The organism is Pseudomonas sp. NyZ480 (assembly GCF_029537255.1).
Classification (GTDB): Bacteria; Pseudomonadota; Gammaproteobacteria; order Pseudomonadales; family Pseudomonadaceae; genus Aquipseudomonas; species Aquipseudomonas taiwanensis.
The window spans coordinates 4,922,386-4,938,102 of sequence record NZ_CP120626.1; the positions used below are offsets into that span (position 1 = coordinate 4,922,386).

Below are 15,717 nucleotides of genomic sequence, written 5' to 3' on the forward strand. Positions count from 1 at the left end.
GTGAATTTGTGGTTTTGCGAACTTTCGGTCGTTTCGTCTTCACCACCGCAATCTGCGTCAGCAAATTGCTTGGGTGTTATATGGTCAAGCCTCACGGGCAATTAGTATTGGTTAGCTCAACGCCTCACAGCGCTTACACACCCAACCTATCAACGTCGTAGTCTTCGACGGCCCTTTAGGGAACTCAAGGTTCCAGTGAGATCTCATCTTGAGGCAAGTTTCCCGCTTAGATGCTTTCAGCGGTTATCTCTTCCGAACATAGCTACCCGGCAATGCCACTGGCGTGACAACCGGAACACCAGAGGTTCGTCCACTCCGGTCCTCTCGTACTAGGAGCAGCCCCTCTCAAATCTCAAACGTCCACGGCAGATAGGGACCGAACTGTCTCACGACGTTCTAAACCCAGCTCGCGTACCACTTTAAATGGCGAACAGCCATACCCTTGGGACCGGCTTCAGCCCCAGGATGTGATGAGCCGACATCGAGGTGCCAAACACCGCCGTCGATATGAACTCTTGGGCGGTATCAGCCTGTTATCCCCGGAGTACCTTTTATCCGTTGAGCGATGGCCCTTCCATACAGAACCACCGGATCACTAAGACCTACTTTCGTACCTGCTCGACGTGTTTGTCTCGCAGTCAAGCGCGCTTTTGCCTTTATACTCTGCGACCGATTTCCGACCGGTCTGAGCGCACCTTCGTACTCCTCCGTTACTCTTTGGGAGGAGACCGCCCCAGTCAAACTACCCACCATACACTGTCCTCGATCCGGATAACGGACCTGAGTTAGAACCTCAAAGTTGCCAGGGTGGTATTTCAAGAATGGCTCCATGAGAACTGGCGTCCCCACTTCAAAGCCTCCCACCTATCCTACACAAGCAAATTCAAAGTCCAGTGCAAAGCTATAGTAAAGGTTCACGGGGTCTTTCCGTCTAGCCGCGGATACACTGCATCTTCACAGCGATTTCAATTTCACTGAGTCTCGGGTGGAGACAGCGCCGCCATCGTTACGCCATTCGTGCAGGTCGGAACTTACCCGACAAGGAATTTCGCTACCTTAGGACCGTTATAGTTACGGCCGCCGTTTACCGGGGCTTCGATCAAGAGCTTCGCTTGCGCTAACCCCATCAATTAACCTTCCGGCACCGGGCAGGCGTCACACCCTATACGTCCACTTTCGTGTTTGCAGAGTGCTGTGTTTTTAATAAACAGTCGCAGCGGCCTGGTATCTTCGACCGACATGGGCTTACGGAGCAAGTCCTTCACCCTCGTCGGCGCACCTTCTCCCGAAGTTACGGTGCCATTTTGCCTAGTTCCTTCACCCGAGTTCTCTCAAGCGCCTTGGTATTCTCTACCCGACCACCTGTGTCGGTTTGGGGTACGGTTCCCAGTTATCTGAAGCTTAGGAGCTTTTCTTGGAAGCATGGCATCAACCACTTCGTCGCCTAAAGGCAACTCGTCATCAGCTCTCGGCCTTAAGATCCCGGATTTGCCTAAGATCTCAGCCTACCACCTTAAACTTGGACAACCAACGCCAAGCTGGCCTAGCCTTCTCCGTCCCTCCATCGCAATAACTGGAAGTACAGGAATATTAACCTGTTTTCCATCGACTACGCTTTTCAGCCTCGCCTTAGGGACCGACTAACCCTGCGTCGATTAACGTTGCGCAGGAAACCTTGGTCTTTCGGCGTGGGAGTTTTTCACTCCCATTGTCGTTACTCATGTCAGCATTCGCACTTCTGATACCTCCAGCAAGCTTCTCAACTCACCTTCACAGGCTTACAGAACGCTCCTCTACCGCGTCATCAAAGATGACACCCGTAGCTTCGGTGCATGGTTTGAGCCCCGTTACATCTTCCGCGCAGGCCGACTCGACTAGTGAGCTATTACGCTTTCTTTAAAGGATGGCTGCTTCTAAGCCAACCTCCTAGCTGTCTAAGCCTTCCCACATCGTTTCCCACTTAACCATGACTTTGGGACCTTAGCTGACGGTCTGGGTTGTTTCCCTTTTCACGACGGACGTTAGCACCCGCCGTGTGTCTCCCATGCTCGGCACTTCCAGGTATTCGGAGTTTGCATCGGTTTGGTAAGTCGGGATGACCCCCTAGCCGAAACAGTGCTCTACCCCCTGGAGTGATACATGAGGCGCTACCTAAATAGCTTTCGAGGAGAACCAGCTATCTCCGAGCTTGATTAGCCTTTCACTCCGATCCACAGGTCATCCGCTAACTTTTCAACGGTAGTCGGTTCGGTCCTCCAGTCAGTGTTACCTAACCTTCAACCTGCCCATGGATAGATCGCCCGGTTTCGGGTCTATACCCAGCGACTAAACGCCCTATTAAGACTCGCTTTCGCTACGCCTCCCCTATTCGGTTAAGCTTGCCACTGAATATAAGTCGCTGACCCATTATACAAAAGGTACGCAGTCACCTAACAAAGTAGGCTCCCACTGCTTGTACGCATACGGTTTCAGGTTCTATTTCACTCCCCTCTCCGGGGTTCTTTTCGCCTTTCCCTCACGGTACTGGTTCACTATCGGTCAGTCAGTAGTATTTAGCCTTGGAGGATGGTCCCCCCATGTTCAGACAAAGTTTCTCGTGCTCCGTCCTACTCGATTTCATTGATAAGAGATTTTCGTGTACGGGGCTATCACCCACTATGGCCGCACTTTCCAGAGCGTTCCACTAATCTCAAATCAACTTAAGGGCTGGTCCCCGTTCGCTCGCCACTACTAAGGGAATCTCGGTTGATTTCTTTTCCTCAGGGTACTTAGATGTTTCAGTTCCCCTGGTTCGCCTCTTGTACCTATGTATTCAGTACAAGATAACCAGCTTATGCTGGCTGGGTTCCCCCATTCAGAGATCTCTGGATCACAGTCTGTTTGCCGACTCCCCAAAGCTTATCGCAGGCTACCACGTCTTTCATCGCCTCTGACTGCCAAGGCATCCACCGTATGCGCTTCTTCACTTGACCATATAACCCCAAGCAATCTGGTTATACTGTGAAGACGACATTCGCCGAAAATTCGCATGTTGCTCAATTAAGAGCAGAACTCACAAATTTTACCTTAGCCTGACATCACACCAGTGAAAGTGCGTGTCAGTCTATCTATCACATATCCGAATTTTTAAAGAACGATCTGACAAAAGTCAGAAATCAACATTCGATCTGAATGTTCATTTCTAAGTTCTGATCAAGTAAGCGAGTGGTGGAGCCAAGCGGGATCGAACCGCTGACCTCCTGCGTGCAAGGCAGGCGCTCTCCCAGCTGAGCTATGGCCCCGCATATTGGTAGGTCTGGGCAGATTTGAACTGCCGACCTCACCCTTATCAGGGGTGCGCTCTAACCAACTGAGCTACAGACCTATATAGGGTCTTGATCGTCTTCGACAATGAATCAAGCAATTCGTGTGGGAGCTCATCAGTAGGCTGATGTCGTCGATTAAGGAGGTGATCCAGCCGCAGGTTCCCCTACGGCTACCTTGTTACGACTTCACCCCAGTCATGAATCACACCGTGGTAACCGTCCTCCCGAAGGTTAGACTAGCTACTTCTGGTGCAACCCACTCCCATGGTGTGACGGGCGGTGTGTACAAGGCCCGGGAACGTATTCACCGCGACATTCTGATTCGCGATTACTAGCGATTCCGACTTCACGCAGTCGAGTTGCAGACTGCGATCCGGACTACGATCGGTTTTGTGAGATTAGCTCCACCTCGCGGCTTGGCAACCCTCTGTACCGACCATTGTAGCACGTGTGTAGCCCAGGCCGTAAGGGCCATGATGACTTGACGTCATCCCCACCTTCCTCCGGTTTGTCACCGGCAGTCTCCTTAGAGTGCCCACCATAACGTGCTGGTAACTAAGGACAAGGGTTGCGCTCGTTACGGGACTTAACCCAACATCTCACGACACGAGCTGACGACAGCCATGCAGCACCTGTGTCAGAGTTCCCGAAGGCACCAATCCATCTCTGGAAAGTTCTCTGCATGTCAAGGCCTGGTAAGGTTCTTCGCGTTGCTTCGAATTAAACCACATGCTCCACCGCTTGTGCGGGCCCCCGTCAATTCATTTGAGTTTTAACCTTGCGGCCGTACTCCCCAGGCGGTCAACTTAATGCGTTAGCTGCGCCACTAAAATCTCAAGGATTCCAACGGCTAGTTGACATCGTTTACGGCGTGGACTACCAGGGTATCTAATCCTGTTTGCTCCCCACGCTTTCGCACCTCAGTGTCAGTATCAGTCCAGGTGGTCGCCTTCGCCACTGGTGTTCCTTCCTATATCTACGCATTTCACCGCTACACAGGAAATTCCACCACCCTCTACCGTACTCTAGCTCGCCAGTTTTGGATGCAGTTCCCAGGTTGAGCCCGGGGCTTTCACATCCAACTTAACGAACCACCTACGCGCGCTTTACGCCCAGTAATTCCGATTAACGCTTGCACCCTCTGTATTACCGCGGCTGCTGGCACAGAGTTAGCCGGTGCTTATTCTGTCGGTAACGTCAAAACAGCAAGGTATTAGCTTACTGCCCTTCCTCCCAACTTAAAGTGCTTTACAATCCGAAGACCTTCTTCACACACGCGGCATGGCTGGATCAGGCTTTCGCCCATTGTCCAATATTCCCCACTGCTGCCTCCCGTAGGAGTCTGGACCGTGTCTCAGTTCCAGTGTGACTGATCATCCTCTCAGACCAGTTACGGATCGTCGCCTTGGTGAGCCATTACCTCACCAACTAGCTAATCCGACCTAGGCTCATCTGATAGCGCAAGGCCCGAGGGTCCCCTGCTTTCTCCCGTAGGACGTATGCGGTATTAGCGTTCCTTTCGAAACGTTGTCCCCCACTACCAGGCAGATTCCTAGGCATTACTCACCCGTCCGCCGCTGAATCAAGGAGCAAGCTCCCGTCATCCGCTCGACTTGCATGTGTTAGGCCTGCCGCCAGCGTTCAATCTGAGCCATGATCAAACTCTTCAGTTCAATACTGCTTGGGTTTTTAAGAAACCCTAAACTTGGCTCAGCAATCTCAAATGACTATGTGATTTCTCGCATGGTCACTTGTGATGCTGATAATCTTTGTGACTATCAGTCCGTACTCACAAGCACCCACACGAATTGCTTGATTCGATTTGTTAAAGAGCGTTTGGCTAAGAGCGTTTCGCCTCAACCGAGGCGCGCATTCTACGCTTTCCTCATTTGCTGTCAAGCGTTTATTTTGAAGTTTTTTGCGAGAAACTCGTTTAGCTTCAAACACTTGACTCGCTGCGATCTCTCGTAGCGGGAGGCGAATAATACAGCGTTTTAAAACGCTGTCAACCACCTCTTTCAGCGCTTCCGATTGCTTTCTAAACGCTCAACTTGTTGATTAACAAGGAGTTTTTCGTTTCGACTGCGTCGGAAGTGGGGCGCATTATAAGGGGATTCGAGAAGTGGTCAACCCCTAAATTCCATTAAACAGAAATAATTGTGAAACGGGGCCGCACGCCGTTGGCCGTTCGGTATTGAGGCGGTCGGCCGTTAGGGACGCCGCCATAAAAAAGCGGGGAGGCCTGTTGCCCCCCCCGCTTCTATATAGCTGCAACACCTGCAAGCGATCACTCAGCCTTGAGGGTAACCCGCGCAAATGCCTTCTTGCCGGCCTGGCACACATGAGTCGCGCCAATTGCAAACATGAAATCTCGCTCAACCACCGCGCCATCGACCTTCACTGCTCCGGCACCGAGCAGATCCCGCGCCTGAGCCGAGTTCTTGACCAGACCAGCCCGGTTCAGCACCGCGGCAATCGGCAGGTCTTCAGTTGCACTCACCTCGACCTCCGGTAGATCTTCCGGCAGCTCACCTTCCTTCATGCGGTTACCCGCCGCACGGTGAGCATTGGCAGCCGCCTCTTCACCATGGAAACGCGCAACGATTTCTTCCGCCAGCTTGATCTTGATGTCCCGCGGGTTCGCACCATTGGCAACATCAGTCCGGAACTGATCGATTTCTTCCATCGAACGGAAGCTCAGCAGCTCGAAGTAACGCCACATCAACGTATCCGGAATCGATACCAGCTTGCTGTACATCACACCCGGCGCTTCCTGGATGCCCACGTAGTTGCCCAGCGACTTGGACATCTTCTTCACGCCATCGAGCCCTTCGAGCAACGGCATGGTCACGATGTTCTGCGCTTCCTGGCCATAGGCCCGCTGCAGCTCACGCCCCATCAGCAGGTTGAACTTCTGGTCGGTACCACCCAGCTCGACGTCAGCCCTCAACGCCACGGAGTCATAGCCCTGCACCAGTGGGTAGAGGAACTCGTGGATGGCAATCGGCTGGTTGGTGGTGTAGCGCTTGTCGAAGTCGTCGCGCTCGAGCATGCGCGCAACGGTGTACTGCGAGGCCAGGCGAATGAAGTCTGCCGGCGTCAGCTTGTCCATCCAGGTGGAGTTGAATGCGACTTCGGTCTTGGCCGGGTCGAGGATCTTGAACACCTGCTGCTTGTAGGTCTCAGCGTTTTCCAGTACTTGCTCGCGCGTCAGCGGTGGACGAGTCGCGCTCTTGCCGCTCGGATCGCCGATCATCCCGGTGAAATCACCGATCAGGAAGATGACCTGGTGCCCAAGGTCCTGGAACTGGCGCAGCTTGTTGATCAGCACCGTGTGCCCCAAATGCAGGTCCGGGGCAGTCGGATCGAAGCCTGCCTTGATACGCAGAGGCTGGCCGCGCTTGAGCTTCTCCACCAGTTCCGACTCGACCAACACTTCTTCCGCACCGCGCTTGATAAGCGCCAGCTGCTCTTCAACCGACTTCATAGACAGACCCGCAAGGCTCAGATTCAAGGGGAGCCAACCATACAAGATCGGCCATCAAATACAAGTTTCGCAAAGGAATGTGACCCGGGTGAAGCCTTCCGGCGTCTATGCGCCCTTGCGCGAAAATGGATTTGGTTATATTTTATACAGTTATTTCATCTTCATCATGTCATTCATCTTTTCCATATTCATTTTTCTTCAAAGCCACCTTACCTATGACCAACAAAACGCCTAAAGCGCCTCCGCTTTATCCGAAAAGCCATCTGTTGGCCGCCAGCGGCATTGCCGCCCTGCTCAGCCTGGCCTTGCTGGTGTTCCCCTCCAGTGAGGTCGAAGCCAAGAAGACCACGCTCTCCCTCGAACTGGAGAGCCCTGCCGAGCAATTGAAGGACGAAACCAGCAGCGCACCGCTGGTCCAGTCCGAAGGCGATCAAGGCTCCCCCTTCGCCCAGATCGAAAACGCCGAGCCGAGCACCGAACAGACAGCCTCCCAGCAAGCCCCGGAGGGCCAGCCGGAAACCGCAGCCAAGGACCCTGCCCACCGCGAAGTCACCGTGGCCCGTGGCGATACCCTGTCCACCCTGTTCGCCAAGGTCGGCCTGCCGGCGAACGCGGTCCATGACCTGCTGGCCAGCAACAAGCAAGCCAAGCAGTTCACGCAACTCAAGCATGGCCAGGTCCTGCAGTTCGAACTGGACAAGGATGGCCAACTGGCCAGCCTGCACAGCAAGGTCAGCAACCTGGAAACCATTCGCCTGAGCAAGACCGCCAAGGGCTATACCTTCGACCGCGAGATCAGTAAACCGATCGTGCGCACCGCCTACGCCCATGGCGTGATCAAGAGCTCGCTCTCTGCTTCCGCCCAGCGCGCCGGCCTGTCCCACAGCATGACCATGGACATGGCGCGAGTACTTGGCTACGACATCGACTTCGCCCAGGACATCCGTCCAGGTGACGAATTCGACGTGGTCTACGAACAGAAGGTCATGGATGGCAAGGTCATCGGCACCGGCAACATCCTGTCCGCTCGCTTCACCAACCGCGGCAAGACCTACACCGCCGTGCGCTACACCAACAAGCAGGGCAATACCAGCTACTACACCGCCGACGGCAACAGCCTGCGCAAGGCGTTCATCCGTACCCCAGTTGACTTCGCCCGCATCAGCTCGCGCTTTTCCGCCGGGCGCAAGCACCCGATCCTGAACAAGATCCGTGCGCACAAAGGCGTCGACTACGCAGCCCCTCGCGGCACGCCGATCAAGGCTGCCGGAGACGGTCGCATCGAGCTGGCCGGGCGTCGTGGCGGTTACGGCAACACCGTGATCATCGCCCACGGCAACCGCTACAAAACCCTCTACGGCCATATGCAAGGCTTCGCCAAGGGCATCAAGACCGGCAGCCAGGTCAAACAGGGCCAGATCATCGGCTACATCGGTACCACCGGCCTGTCGACCGGACCGCACCTGCATTACGAGTTCCAGGTCAATGGCGTGCACGTCGACCCATTGAGCCAGAAAGTGCCAATGGCTGACCCGATCGCCAAAGCCGAGCGCCAGCGCTTCCTGCAGCAAAGCCAACCCCTGATCGCACGCATGGATCAGGAAAAGGCCACGCTGCTCGCAGCCAACAAGCGCTGAGCCCATGGCGCTTTATCTGGGGGTAATGTCCGGCACCAGTCTCGATGGCCTGGACATCGCCCTGATCGAACAACGCGAGCAGCCCCGCCTGCTCGCTACCCACTACCTTCCGATGCCCTCAGACCTGCGCCAGGAGCTGCTGAGCCTCTGTGCCAGCGGCCCTGACGAGATCGCACGCGCTGCCCTCGCAGAAAACCGCTGGGCCAGCCTCGCCGCACAGGGCATCCGTCATGTACTGGCCCAGCAAGGGCTCGAGGCTGCTGCAATCCGCGCCATCGGCAGCCACGGCCAGACCATTCGCCATGAACCCTCTCGTGGCTTCACGGTACAAATCGGCAACCCAGCCCTACTCGCCGAACTGACCGGTATCAGCGTGGTAGGTGACTTTCGCCGTCGTGACGTCGCTGCCGGCGGTCAAGGCGCCCCGCTGGTGCCTGCATTCCATGAAACCTTGTTCGGCCACCTCGGCCAGCGCTTGGCAGTGCTCAACGTGGGCGGTTTCAGCAACCTCAGCCTGATCGAGGTCGACAGCCCGGTGCACGGTTTCGACTGTGGCCCAGGCAACGTGTTGATGGACGCCTGGATCGAGCGCAAGCGCGGGCCTTCCTATGATGCCGATGGCGCTTGGGCTGCGAGCGGACAGGTGCAGGTTGACCTGCTCAGCGCACTGCTCAGCGATCCGTTCTTCGCCGGCAGCGGCCCGAAAAGCACTGGCCGTGAGGTGTTCAACCTGCAGTGGCTCGATGGCCACCTGACTCGCCTGCCCCAGTACCGCGATGAAGATGTGCAAGCCACGCTACTGGAACTGACCTGCCGCAGCATCATCGAGTCGCTTCGCAATGCCCAACAGAGCACCGAAGCCCTGCTGGTTTGCGGCGGTGGGGCCCACAACAGAGCACTGATGGCGCGACTGGCTACCTTGCTGCCCGGCGCCAAGGTCAGCAGCACAGCCGCCCATGGTGTGGACCCGGACTGGGTCGAAGCGATGGCCTTCGCCTGGCTCGCCCATTGTTGCCTGGAGGGTATTCCTGCCAACCGCCCCAGCGTCACGGCGGCACAAGGGCTGCGCATATTGGGTGCGATCTACCCGGCTTAGTCCACTGCAGAAAGCAAAACGCCGCGCAATTGCGCGGCGTTTTCGTATGACCGAAGCTCAGATCGAGAACGAGGAGCCACAGCCACAAGTGGTAGTAGCGTTGGGGTTCTTGATCACGAAGCGCGAGCCTTCCAGGCCTTCCTGGTAGTCCACCTCGGCACCCGCCAGGTACTGGAAGCTCATTGGGTCGACGACCAGGGAAACGCCTTCGCGCTCGACGATGGTGTCATCCTCGGCCACATCTTCATCGAAGGTGAAACCGTACTGGAAGCCCGAGCAGCCGCCACCCGTCACGAATACACGCAACTTCAGGCGATCGTTGCCTTCCTCGGAAACCAGGGTCTTCACCTTTTGCGCAGCCCCGTGAGTGAACTCCAACGCGGTGGGGGTGAAGGTTTCGACGCTCATGTTGATTCTCCCGGCGCACTGCCGCCATAAAACTCGATGGTGCGCATTATCCGCTTCTCCGAGAAAATCGGTCAAGAATTGTGCTGCTTTAGTCGCGCCCAACAAAAAGGCCCGCACAAGGCGGGCCTCAGGAACGAGCTTGCGCTTACGGCAGCAGGCCGGCGTGGGACAGCCCCATGCGCTCGTCCAGGCCGAACAGGATGTTCAGGTTCTGGACAGCCTGGCCGGATGCGCCCTTGACCAGGTTGTCGATGACCGACAGCACCACCACCAGGTCGCCGCCCTGCGGACGGTGAACCGCAATACGGCAGACGTTGGCGCCTCGCACGCTGCGGGTTTCCGGGTGGCTGCCGGCCGGCATCACGTCGACGAACGGTTCATCGGCATAACGCTTCTCGAACAACGCTTGCAGGTCGACCGAGGTGTCGACGACGTTCGCGTACAGGGTTGCGTGAATGCCACGGATCATTGGCGTCAGGTGCGGCACGAAGGTCAGGCCGATGTCTTTCCCGGCCGCCAGGCGCAGGCCCTGGCTGATTTCCGGCAGGTGACGGTGCCCCTTGACCGCATAGGCCTTCATGCTCTCACCAGCCTCGCAGAACAGTGAGCCTACGGCAGCGCCACGGCCGGCACCGCTAACGCCCGATTTGCAGTCGGCGATCAATCGCGACGGATCGGCCAGCCCAGCTTCGAGCAGCGGCAGGAAGCCCAGTTGGGTAGCGGTCGGGTAGCAGCCCGGCACGGCAATCAGACGCGCCTGGCGAATCTTCTCACGGTTGACTTCAGGCAAGCCGTATACCGCATCCTTGAGCAGCTCGGGCGCACCATGCGGCTGGCCATACCACTTGCCCCATTCCACGGCATCCTGCAGGCGGAAGTCGGCGGACAGGTCGATCACCTTGGTGCCGGCAGCCAGCAACTCGCCGGCCAGGGCGTGTGCAACGCCATGGGGGGTGGCGAAGAACACGACGTCGCAGGCACCCAGCGTCTTGCTGTCCGGCACACTGAAGGACAGGCCATCGTAGTGGCCACGCAGGTTCGGATACATGTCGGCAACCGCCACGCCCGCCTCGGAGCGCGAAGTGATGACCGCCACCTCGGCCTGTGGATGCTGTGCCAGCAGACGCAACAGTTCGACGCCGGTGTAACCCGTGCCGCCGACGATACCGACCTTGATCATAACGCTTGCCCCTTATCAACGAGCCGACTGGAAAGCGCACGATGATAGGGGGGCACGCCGCCTGTAACAACTCTTGGGGTGCCCCTTTGGGCGCTTGAGCTCTACTATCTGACGACCGTGAAAACCTGAAGGAACTCCCTCCATGCTTTATCTATGGATCAAGGCACTGCACATCATCAGCGTGGTCTGCTGGTTTGCCGGCCTGTTCTACCTGCCAAGATTGTTCGTCTACCACGCCCAGAGCCAGGACAGCATCAGCCAGGAACGCTTCATCACCATGGAGCGCAAGCTGTATCGGGGCATCATGAACCCGGCGATGATCGCCACGTACGTGTTCGGCGCCTGGATGCTCTACCTCACTCCGGGCTGGCTCAGCCAAGGCTGGCTGCACGCCAAGCTCACCCTGGTGATCTTGCTGACCGGCTACCATCATATCTGCGGCGCCCAGCGCAAACGCTTCGCCAGCGGCAGCAATACCCGCAGCCATGTTTACTATCGCTGGTTCAACGAGGTCCCTGTGTTGTTCCTGTTGGGCATCGTGATTCTCGTGGTGGTCAAACCGTTCTGACGACAAACCTGCCCGCAGGAGCCCTCCATGCCTTTGCCTGCCTCGCTTGAGCAACGCCTGCGCCTCCCGGTGGTCGCAGCGCCGATGTTCCTGATCTCCAACCCGCGCCTGGTCCTGGCTTGCTGTGCCAATGGCGTGGTGGGTAGCTTCCCAGCCCTGAACCAGCGCGACAGTGCCGGATTCAAGCGCTGGCTCGAAGAGATCGAGCAGGCTTTGCAAGCAATGGCCGCGCCAGCGCCCTACGCCGTCAACCTTATCGTCCACCCTACCAACCCTCGCTTGCAGGCTGACCTGGCTTTGTGCGTCGAGCACCGAGTGCCGATCGTCATCACGAGTCTTGGTGCGGTGAAGGAGGTGGTGGATGCCGTGCACGGCTATGGCGGCGTGGTGTTCCATGACGTCACCACACGGCGCCATGCCGAAAAGGCCGCCGAGGCTGGCGTCGATGGCCTGATCGCGGTAGCCGCCGGGGCTGGCGGTCACGCCGGCACCTGGAGCCCCTTCGCGCTGGTCGCGGAGATCCGCCAATTCTTCGACAAGACCGTGCTGCTGGCAGGCTGCATCAATCATGGCCATCAGATCCTCGCCGCCCAGCTATTGGGGGCAGACCTTGCCTACATGGGCACCCGCTTCATCGCCACGGCCGAAAGCCAGGCGCAGCCACAGTACAAACAGATGCTGCTCGATGCCCGTGCCGCGGATATCGTGCACACCCCAGCGGTGTCCGGCATTCCTGCCAGCTTCCTGCGCCAAAGCCTGCAGCAGGCGGGGTACGACATGGCCACCCTCGAGCGCGGCCACGAACAAGGCAAGCTCAAGCCGATCGACGACGAAGCCAAGGCATGGAAGACGGTATGGTCTGCTGGCCAGGGCGTGGGTGATATTCAGGACGTGCCTGGTGCAGCGGCACTGATCGAGCGCCTGCACGGCGAGTACCGGGCGGCTCTGGACCACAGCTTGGCGCTGCGTGACAAGGCCCTGTAGCAAAAGGCAACACCTTGCCTGACCAAGCTGTACACTAGGCGCCCTCTTCAGCCCCCAGGAGCCTTGCATGACCCGTTACGCCATGATTACTGGTGCTTCCAGCGGCCTGGGCCTGGCCCTGGCGGAAGCCCTGGCGCGGCGCGGTCGCAATTTGATCCTGGTAGCGCGCCAGCGCGAGACCCTTGAGCCGGTCGCCATCGAGCTCACCCAGCGCTTCGGCGTCGAGGTGCTGTTCCGCGCCTGCGACCTCAGCCAACCCTTGCGACTGTCAGGTTTCGTATTAGAGCTTGAGGAAGGCGAGCGGCGCATCGACCTGCTGGTGAACTGCGCCGGGCTGCGCAGCTATGGGCCATTTCTCGCCCATGAATGGGCCGACGAGCAAGATCTGCTGGAGGTCAACATCCTGGCCATGAGTCGCTTGTGCCACGCGATTGGCAACCTGATGGCGGTGCAAGGTGGCGGGCAGATTCTCAACGTCGCGGGACTGGCCAGCGCGGCCCCCGGCCCTTGGATGGCGACTTATGCCGCCAGCAAGGCCTATGTACTGAGTTTTTCCGAGGCACTGCGCGAAGAGCTCAGGCGCACGGGCATCAAGGTCTCGGTACTCAATCCTGGTCCCGTGCGTTCGTCCAGGCGCCCCATCCCGAGGCTCGAAGGCAAATCCCGTTGCCTGACGCCCGAAGAAGTTGCGCTTTACACCGTACGAGCCCTCGACAAGAACCGCGCGCTGATCACCCCTGGCCGACGCAACCGCTGGCTGGCCTTCGTCCCACGCCTGCTGCCGCGCTGGCTGGTACGCAAGCTCGCAGGAGTGCTGCATCGGCGCTACTGCCCGATCGGCATGGAATAGCCACTGGGCGAGCGGCGCCCGGCTGAGTAAACTCGGCCCGGAACCTCACCATGGAGCAAGAGCTGTGGACGACTTATTCACCAGAATCATCAACCGGGAGATCCCGGCGAAGATCATCTATGAGGACGACCAGGTCCTGGCGTTCCACGATATCGCCCCCCAGGCGCCAGTGCATTTTCTGGTTATCCCGAAGAAACACATCCGCACCCTGAACGACCTGACCGAAGACGACAAGGGCCTGGCCGGCCACATCCTGTTCACCGCCCAGCGCCTGGCCAAGGAACTTGGCTGTGAAGACGGCTTCCGCGTGGTCATGAACTGCAACGAACTGGGTGGACAGACCGTCTACCACATCCACATGCATGTGCTTGGCCAACGCCAGATGCACTGGCCTCCGGGCTGATCCAGGGCAAGCGACCCTGATCCGATTGCGGTAAACTGTCGGGCACACTCTAGCGGAGGTGCCCGATGGCTACCGAACGTCACTACTCGCCGCTCGACCGCTTGTTGCTGCAGGCCGATACCGCCATGCGCACCTTGCTGCCTTTCAGCGGCCAACCTTCCCGACCCTCCCCGGCCATCGTCCAGCCAGATGTCGAACTGGATGAAAGCCAGGCTCGTCACGTCGCCGGCCTGATGCGGGTCAACCATACCGGTGAGGTGTGCGCCCAGGCGCTGTACCAGGGCCAGGCCCTGACGGCCAAGCTGCCGCAGGTACGCAAGGCCATGGAGCATGCCGCCGAGGAAGAAGTCGACCACCTGGCCTGGTGCGAACAGCGCATCCGCCAACTGGGCAGCCACCCGAGCGTGCTCAACCCATTGTTCTATGGCATGTCGTTCGGCATTGGCGCACTCGCCGGCCTGGTCAGCGACAAGGTCAGCCTGGGCTTCGTGGCTGCCACCGAGCATCAGGTGTGCAAGCATCTGGACGAGCATCTGGAACAGATCCCGCAAGAGGACGAGAAATCGCGCGCCATTCTCGAACAGATGCGCGTCGACGAAGAGCAACATGCCGAATCGGCCCTCGAAGCCGGTGGTTACCGTTTCCCCGCACCTGTGCGCTTTGGCATGAGCCTGCTGGCCAAAGTCATGACCAAGAGCACCTATCGCATCTAGGGCCAATACCATGACGGACCGCATCGACGCCAAGGACCTGGCGCGCGCCGTGCAAGCCGGCATCCTCCAGCCGGGCCAGGACCAGGCCCTGCTGGCATTCCTGCAACAGCCTCCGGTCCCACGCGGCACGCTGCAACTGGCCCACGTGGCGTTCTATTTCGGCGCCCTGCTGATCATGGGTGCCATGGGCTGGTTGCTGACCGAAGCCTGGATGCGTATTGGCGACGGCGCCCTGCTGGCCATCGCCATGCTGTACATCGTGCTAATGACCCTCTTCGCGCTCGGCCTGCAACGACGCCATCAACCCATCGCTGCCGGGGTGCTGGCCGCGGTCGCGGTAAGCATCGTGCCGCTGGCCGTCTTCGCCATCGAGCGTATGGCGGGGTGGTGGCCCATGGGCGACACGCAAACGGATTACCACCAGTACTACCGCTATGTGCAAGGCGGTTGGCTGTTGATGGAGGCCGCCACGGTGCTGGCAGGGCTGCTCATGCTGCGCCTGATCCCCTACCCGTTCATCGTCATGCCGATCGCCTTGGCCTTGTGGTTCATGTCGATGGACCTGAGCGAATGGTTCTACGGCTCGCCGTTGAGCTGGGAGCAACGCCGCACGGTATCACTGTGGTTTGGCCTTGGGCTGCTGCTGGCGGTGTTGATTCTGGACGGACGCACCCGCCAGGATTATGCCCACTGGGGTTATCTGGCCGGGCTGACGGCATTCTGGGGCGGGCTGACATTGCTGGACAGCGGGAGCGAACTGGGCAGGGCGATGTACTGTGTGATCAACCTTGGGCTGATGGGCATGGCGGTGCTGCTGCGCCGACCGGTCTTCATGGTGTTCGGCGCGCTTGGCGTGGCGGCATACCTGGGTTACTTGTCGTACGACGTGTTTGCCGAATCCCTGTTATTCCCGGTAGTACTGACCTTGATCGGGCTGGGAGTGATCGGCCTGGGTCTGGCGTATCAGAAACGGCGAGAACAACTGAGCCAGGCCGTCCGGGGGCGCTTGCCGCAATGGTTGCTGACTGCCCTGCCAGCACTGCGAAATTGACGACTGCCGGCAAGCCCGCCCTTACAGGCTTGCAC

General features: G+C 58.4%; 11 protein-coding genes, 2 tRNA genes and 2 rRNA genes. 8 read left to right on the top strand and 7 right to left on the bottom strand.

Going from position 1 to position 15,717, the window contains the following annotated elements; genetic code table 11:
• Positions 1-80 precede the first annotated feature (80 nt).
• The 5 genes from P3R38_RS22660 to tyrS all read right to left on the bottom strand — a co-directional run bounded on the left by P3R38_RS22660 (position 81) and on the right by tyrS (position 6,792).
• Positions 81-2,972 (bottom strand): 23S ribosomal RNA (locus tag P3R38_RS22660).
• 233 nt (positions 2,973-3,205) lie between these two features.
• Positions 3,206-3,281 (bottom strand) — tRNA-Ala (locus P3R38_RS22665).
• Between the two features lie 6 nt (positions 3,282-3,287).
• A tRNA-Ile gene (locus tag P3R38_RS22670) sits at positions 3,288-3,364 on the bottom strand.
• A gap of 77 nt (positions 3,365-3,441) precedes the next feature.
• Positions 3,442-4,978 (bottom strand): 16S ribosomal RNA (locus P3R38_RS22675).
• Together the 16S and 23S rRNA genes with 2 tRNA genes alongside form the textbook arrangement of a ribosomal RNA operon.
• 614 nt (positions 4,979-5,592) lie before the next feature.
• Positions 5,593-6,792 carry a tyrosine--tRNA ligase gene (gene tyrS / locus P3R38_RS22680; RefSeq protein WP_023382642.1) on the bottom strand — a complete coding sequence of 400 codons (1,200 nt, stop codon included), beginning with the start codon at positions 6,790-6,792 and terminating at the stop codon, positions 5,593-5,595.
• A gap of 215 nt (positions 6,793-7,007) precedes the next feature.
• Between tyrS and P3R38_RS22685 the strand changes: the two genes are divergently transcribed.
• Both P3R38_RS22685 and P3R38_RS22690 read left to right on the top strand, forming a co-directional pair.
• The gene (locus P3R38_RS22685; protein WP_023382643.1) at positions 7,008-8,429 is read left to right on the top strand and encodes a peptidoglycan DD-metalloendopeptidase family protein; all 1,422 of its coding nucleotides are present in this window, start codon (positions 7,008-7,010) and stop codon (positions 8,427-8,429) included.
• A 4-nt stretch (positions 8,430-8,433) separates the two neighbouring features.
• The gene (locus tag P3R38_RS22690) at positions 8,434-9,525 is read left to right on the top strand and encodes an anhydro-N-acetylmuramic acid kinase (RefSeq protein WP_104881179.1); all 1,092 of its coding nucleotides are present in this window, start codon (positions 8,434-8,436) and stop codon (positions 9,523-9,525) included.
• 57 nt (positions 9,526-9,582) lie between these two features.
• On the opposite strand, the gene erpA is transcribed toward P3R38_RS22690, so the two are convergent.
• Positions 9,583-9,933: an iron-sulfur cluster insertion protein ErpA gene (erpA, locus tag P3R38_RS22695; RefSeq protein WP_023382645.1), complete on the bottom strand. Its 351-nt coding sequence runs from the start codon at positions 9,931-9,933 to the stop codon at positions 9,583-9,585.
• A 145-nt stretch (positions 9,934-10,078) separates the two neighbouring features.
• On the bottom strand, positions 10,079-11,113 hold the full coding sequence (gene argC, locus P3R38_RS22700; RefSeq protein WP_023382646.1) for an N-acetyl-gamma-glutamyl-phosphate reductase: 1,035 nt from the start codon (positions 11,111-11,113) through the stop codon (positions 10,079-10,081).
• Positions 11,114-11,255: 142 nt separating this feature from the next.
• Here argC and hemJ point away from each other — a divergent pair, with 142 nt between their 5' ends.
• The 6 genes from hemJ (at position 11,256) to P3R38_RS22730 (ending at position 15,682) form a co-directional block, all read left to right on the top strand.
• A complete protein-coding gene (gene hemJ, locus P3R38_RS22705; RefSeq protein WP_023382647.1) occupies positions 11,256-11,681 on the top strand; it encodes a protoporphyrinogen oxidase HemJ in 426 nt (141 codons plus the stop codon).
• 27 nt (positions 11,682-11,708) lie between these two features.
• A complete protein-coding gene (locus P3R38_RS22710) occupies positions 11,709-12,665 on the top strand; it encodes a nitronate monooxygenase family protein (RefSeq protein ID WP_023382648.1) in 957 nt (318 codons plus the stop codon).
• A 67-nt stretch (positions 12,666-12,732) separates the two neighbouring features.
• Positions 12,733-13,515: an SDR family oxidoreductase gene (locus tag P3R38_RS22715; protein ID WP_027907295.1), complete on the top strand. Its 783-nt coding sequence runs from the start codon at positions 12,733-12,735 to the stop codon at positions 13,513-13,515.
• A 64-nt stretch (positions 13,516-13,579) separates the two neighbouring features.
• Positions 13,580-13,918, top strand: a complete 339-nt coding sequence (locus P3R38_RS22720; protein WP_104881176.1) for a histidine triad nucleotide-binding protein — start codon at positions 13,580-13,582, stop codon at positions 13,916-13,918.
• 65 nt (positions 13,919-13,983) lie between these two features.
• Complete coding sequence (coq7, locus tag P3R38_RS22725) at positions 13,984-14,631, top strand: 2-polyprenyl-3-methyl-6-methoxy-1,4-benzoquinone monooxygenase (RefSeq protein ID WP_104881175.1); 648 nt, start codon at positions 13,984-13,986, stop codon at positions 14,629-14,631.
• A 10-nt stretch (positions 14,632-14,641) separates the two neighbouring features.
• Positions 14,642-15,682, top strand: a complete 1,041-nt coding sequence (locus P3R38_RS22730; RefSeq protein ID WP_277686627.1) for a DUF2157 domain-containing protein — start codon at positions 14,642-14,644, stop codon at positions 15,680-15,682.
• Positions 15,683-15,717 lie beyond the last annotated feature (35 nt).

What these genes read in the sequence shown, in the direction of transcription:
- tyrS (WP_023382642.1), bottom strand. Translation starts at nt 6,792, where the DNA reads ATGAAGTCGGTTGAAGAGCAGCTGGCGCTTATCAAGCGCGGTGCGGAA.
- P3R38_RS22685 (WP_023382643.1), top strand. Translation starts at nt 7,008, where the DNA reads ATGACCAACAAAACGCCTAAAGCGCCTCCGCTTTATCCGAAAAGCCAT.
- P3R38_RS22690 (WP_104881179.1), top strand. Translation starts at nt 8,434, where the DNA reads ATGGCGCTTTATCTGGGGGTAATGTCCGGCACCAGTCTCGATGGCCTG.
- erpA (WP_023382645.1), bottom strand. Translation starts at nt 9,933, where the DNA reads ATGAGCGTCGAAACCTTCACCCCCACCGCGTTGGAGTTCACTCACGGG.
- argC (WP_023382646.1), bottom strand. Translation starts at nt 11,113, where the DNA reads ATGATCAAGGTCGGTATCGTCGGCGGCACGGGTTACACCGGCGTCGAA.
- hemJ (WP_023382647.1), top strand. Translation starts at nt 11,256, where the DNA reads ATGCTTTATCTATGGATCAAGGCACTGCACATCATCAGCGTGGTCTGC.
- P3R38_RS22710 (WP_023382648.1), top strand. Translation starts at nt 11,709, where the DNA reads ATGCCTTTGCCTGCCTCGCTTGAGCAACGCCTGCGCCTCCCGGTGGTC.
- P3R38_RS22715 (WP_027907295.1), top strand. Translation starts at nt 12,733, where the DNA reads ATGACCCGTTACGCCATGATTACTGGTGCTTCCAGCGGCCTGGGCCTG.
- coq7 (WP_104881175.1), top strand. Translation starts at nt 13,984, where the DNA reads ATGGCTACCGAACGTCACTACTCGCCGCTCGACCGCTTGTTGCTGCAG.
- P3R38_RS22730 (WP_277686627.1), top strand. Translation starts at nt 14,642, where the DNA reads ATGACGGACCGCATCGACGCCAAGGACCTGGCGCGCGCCGTGCAAGCC.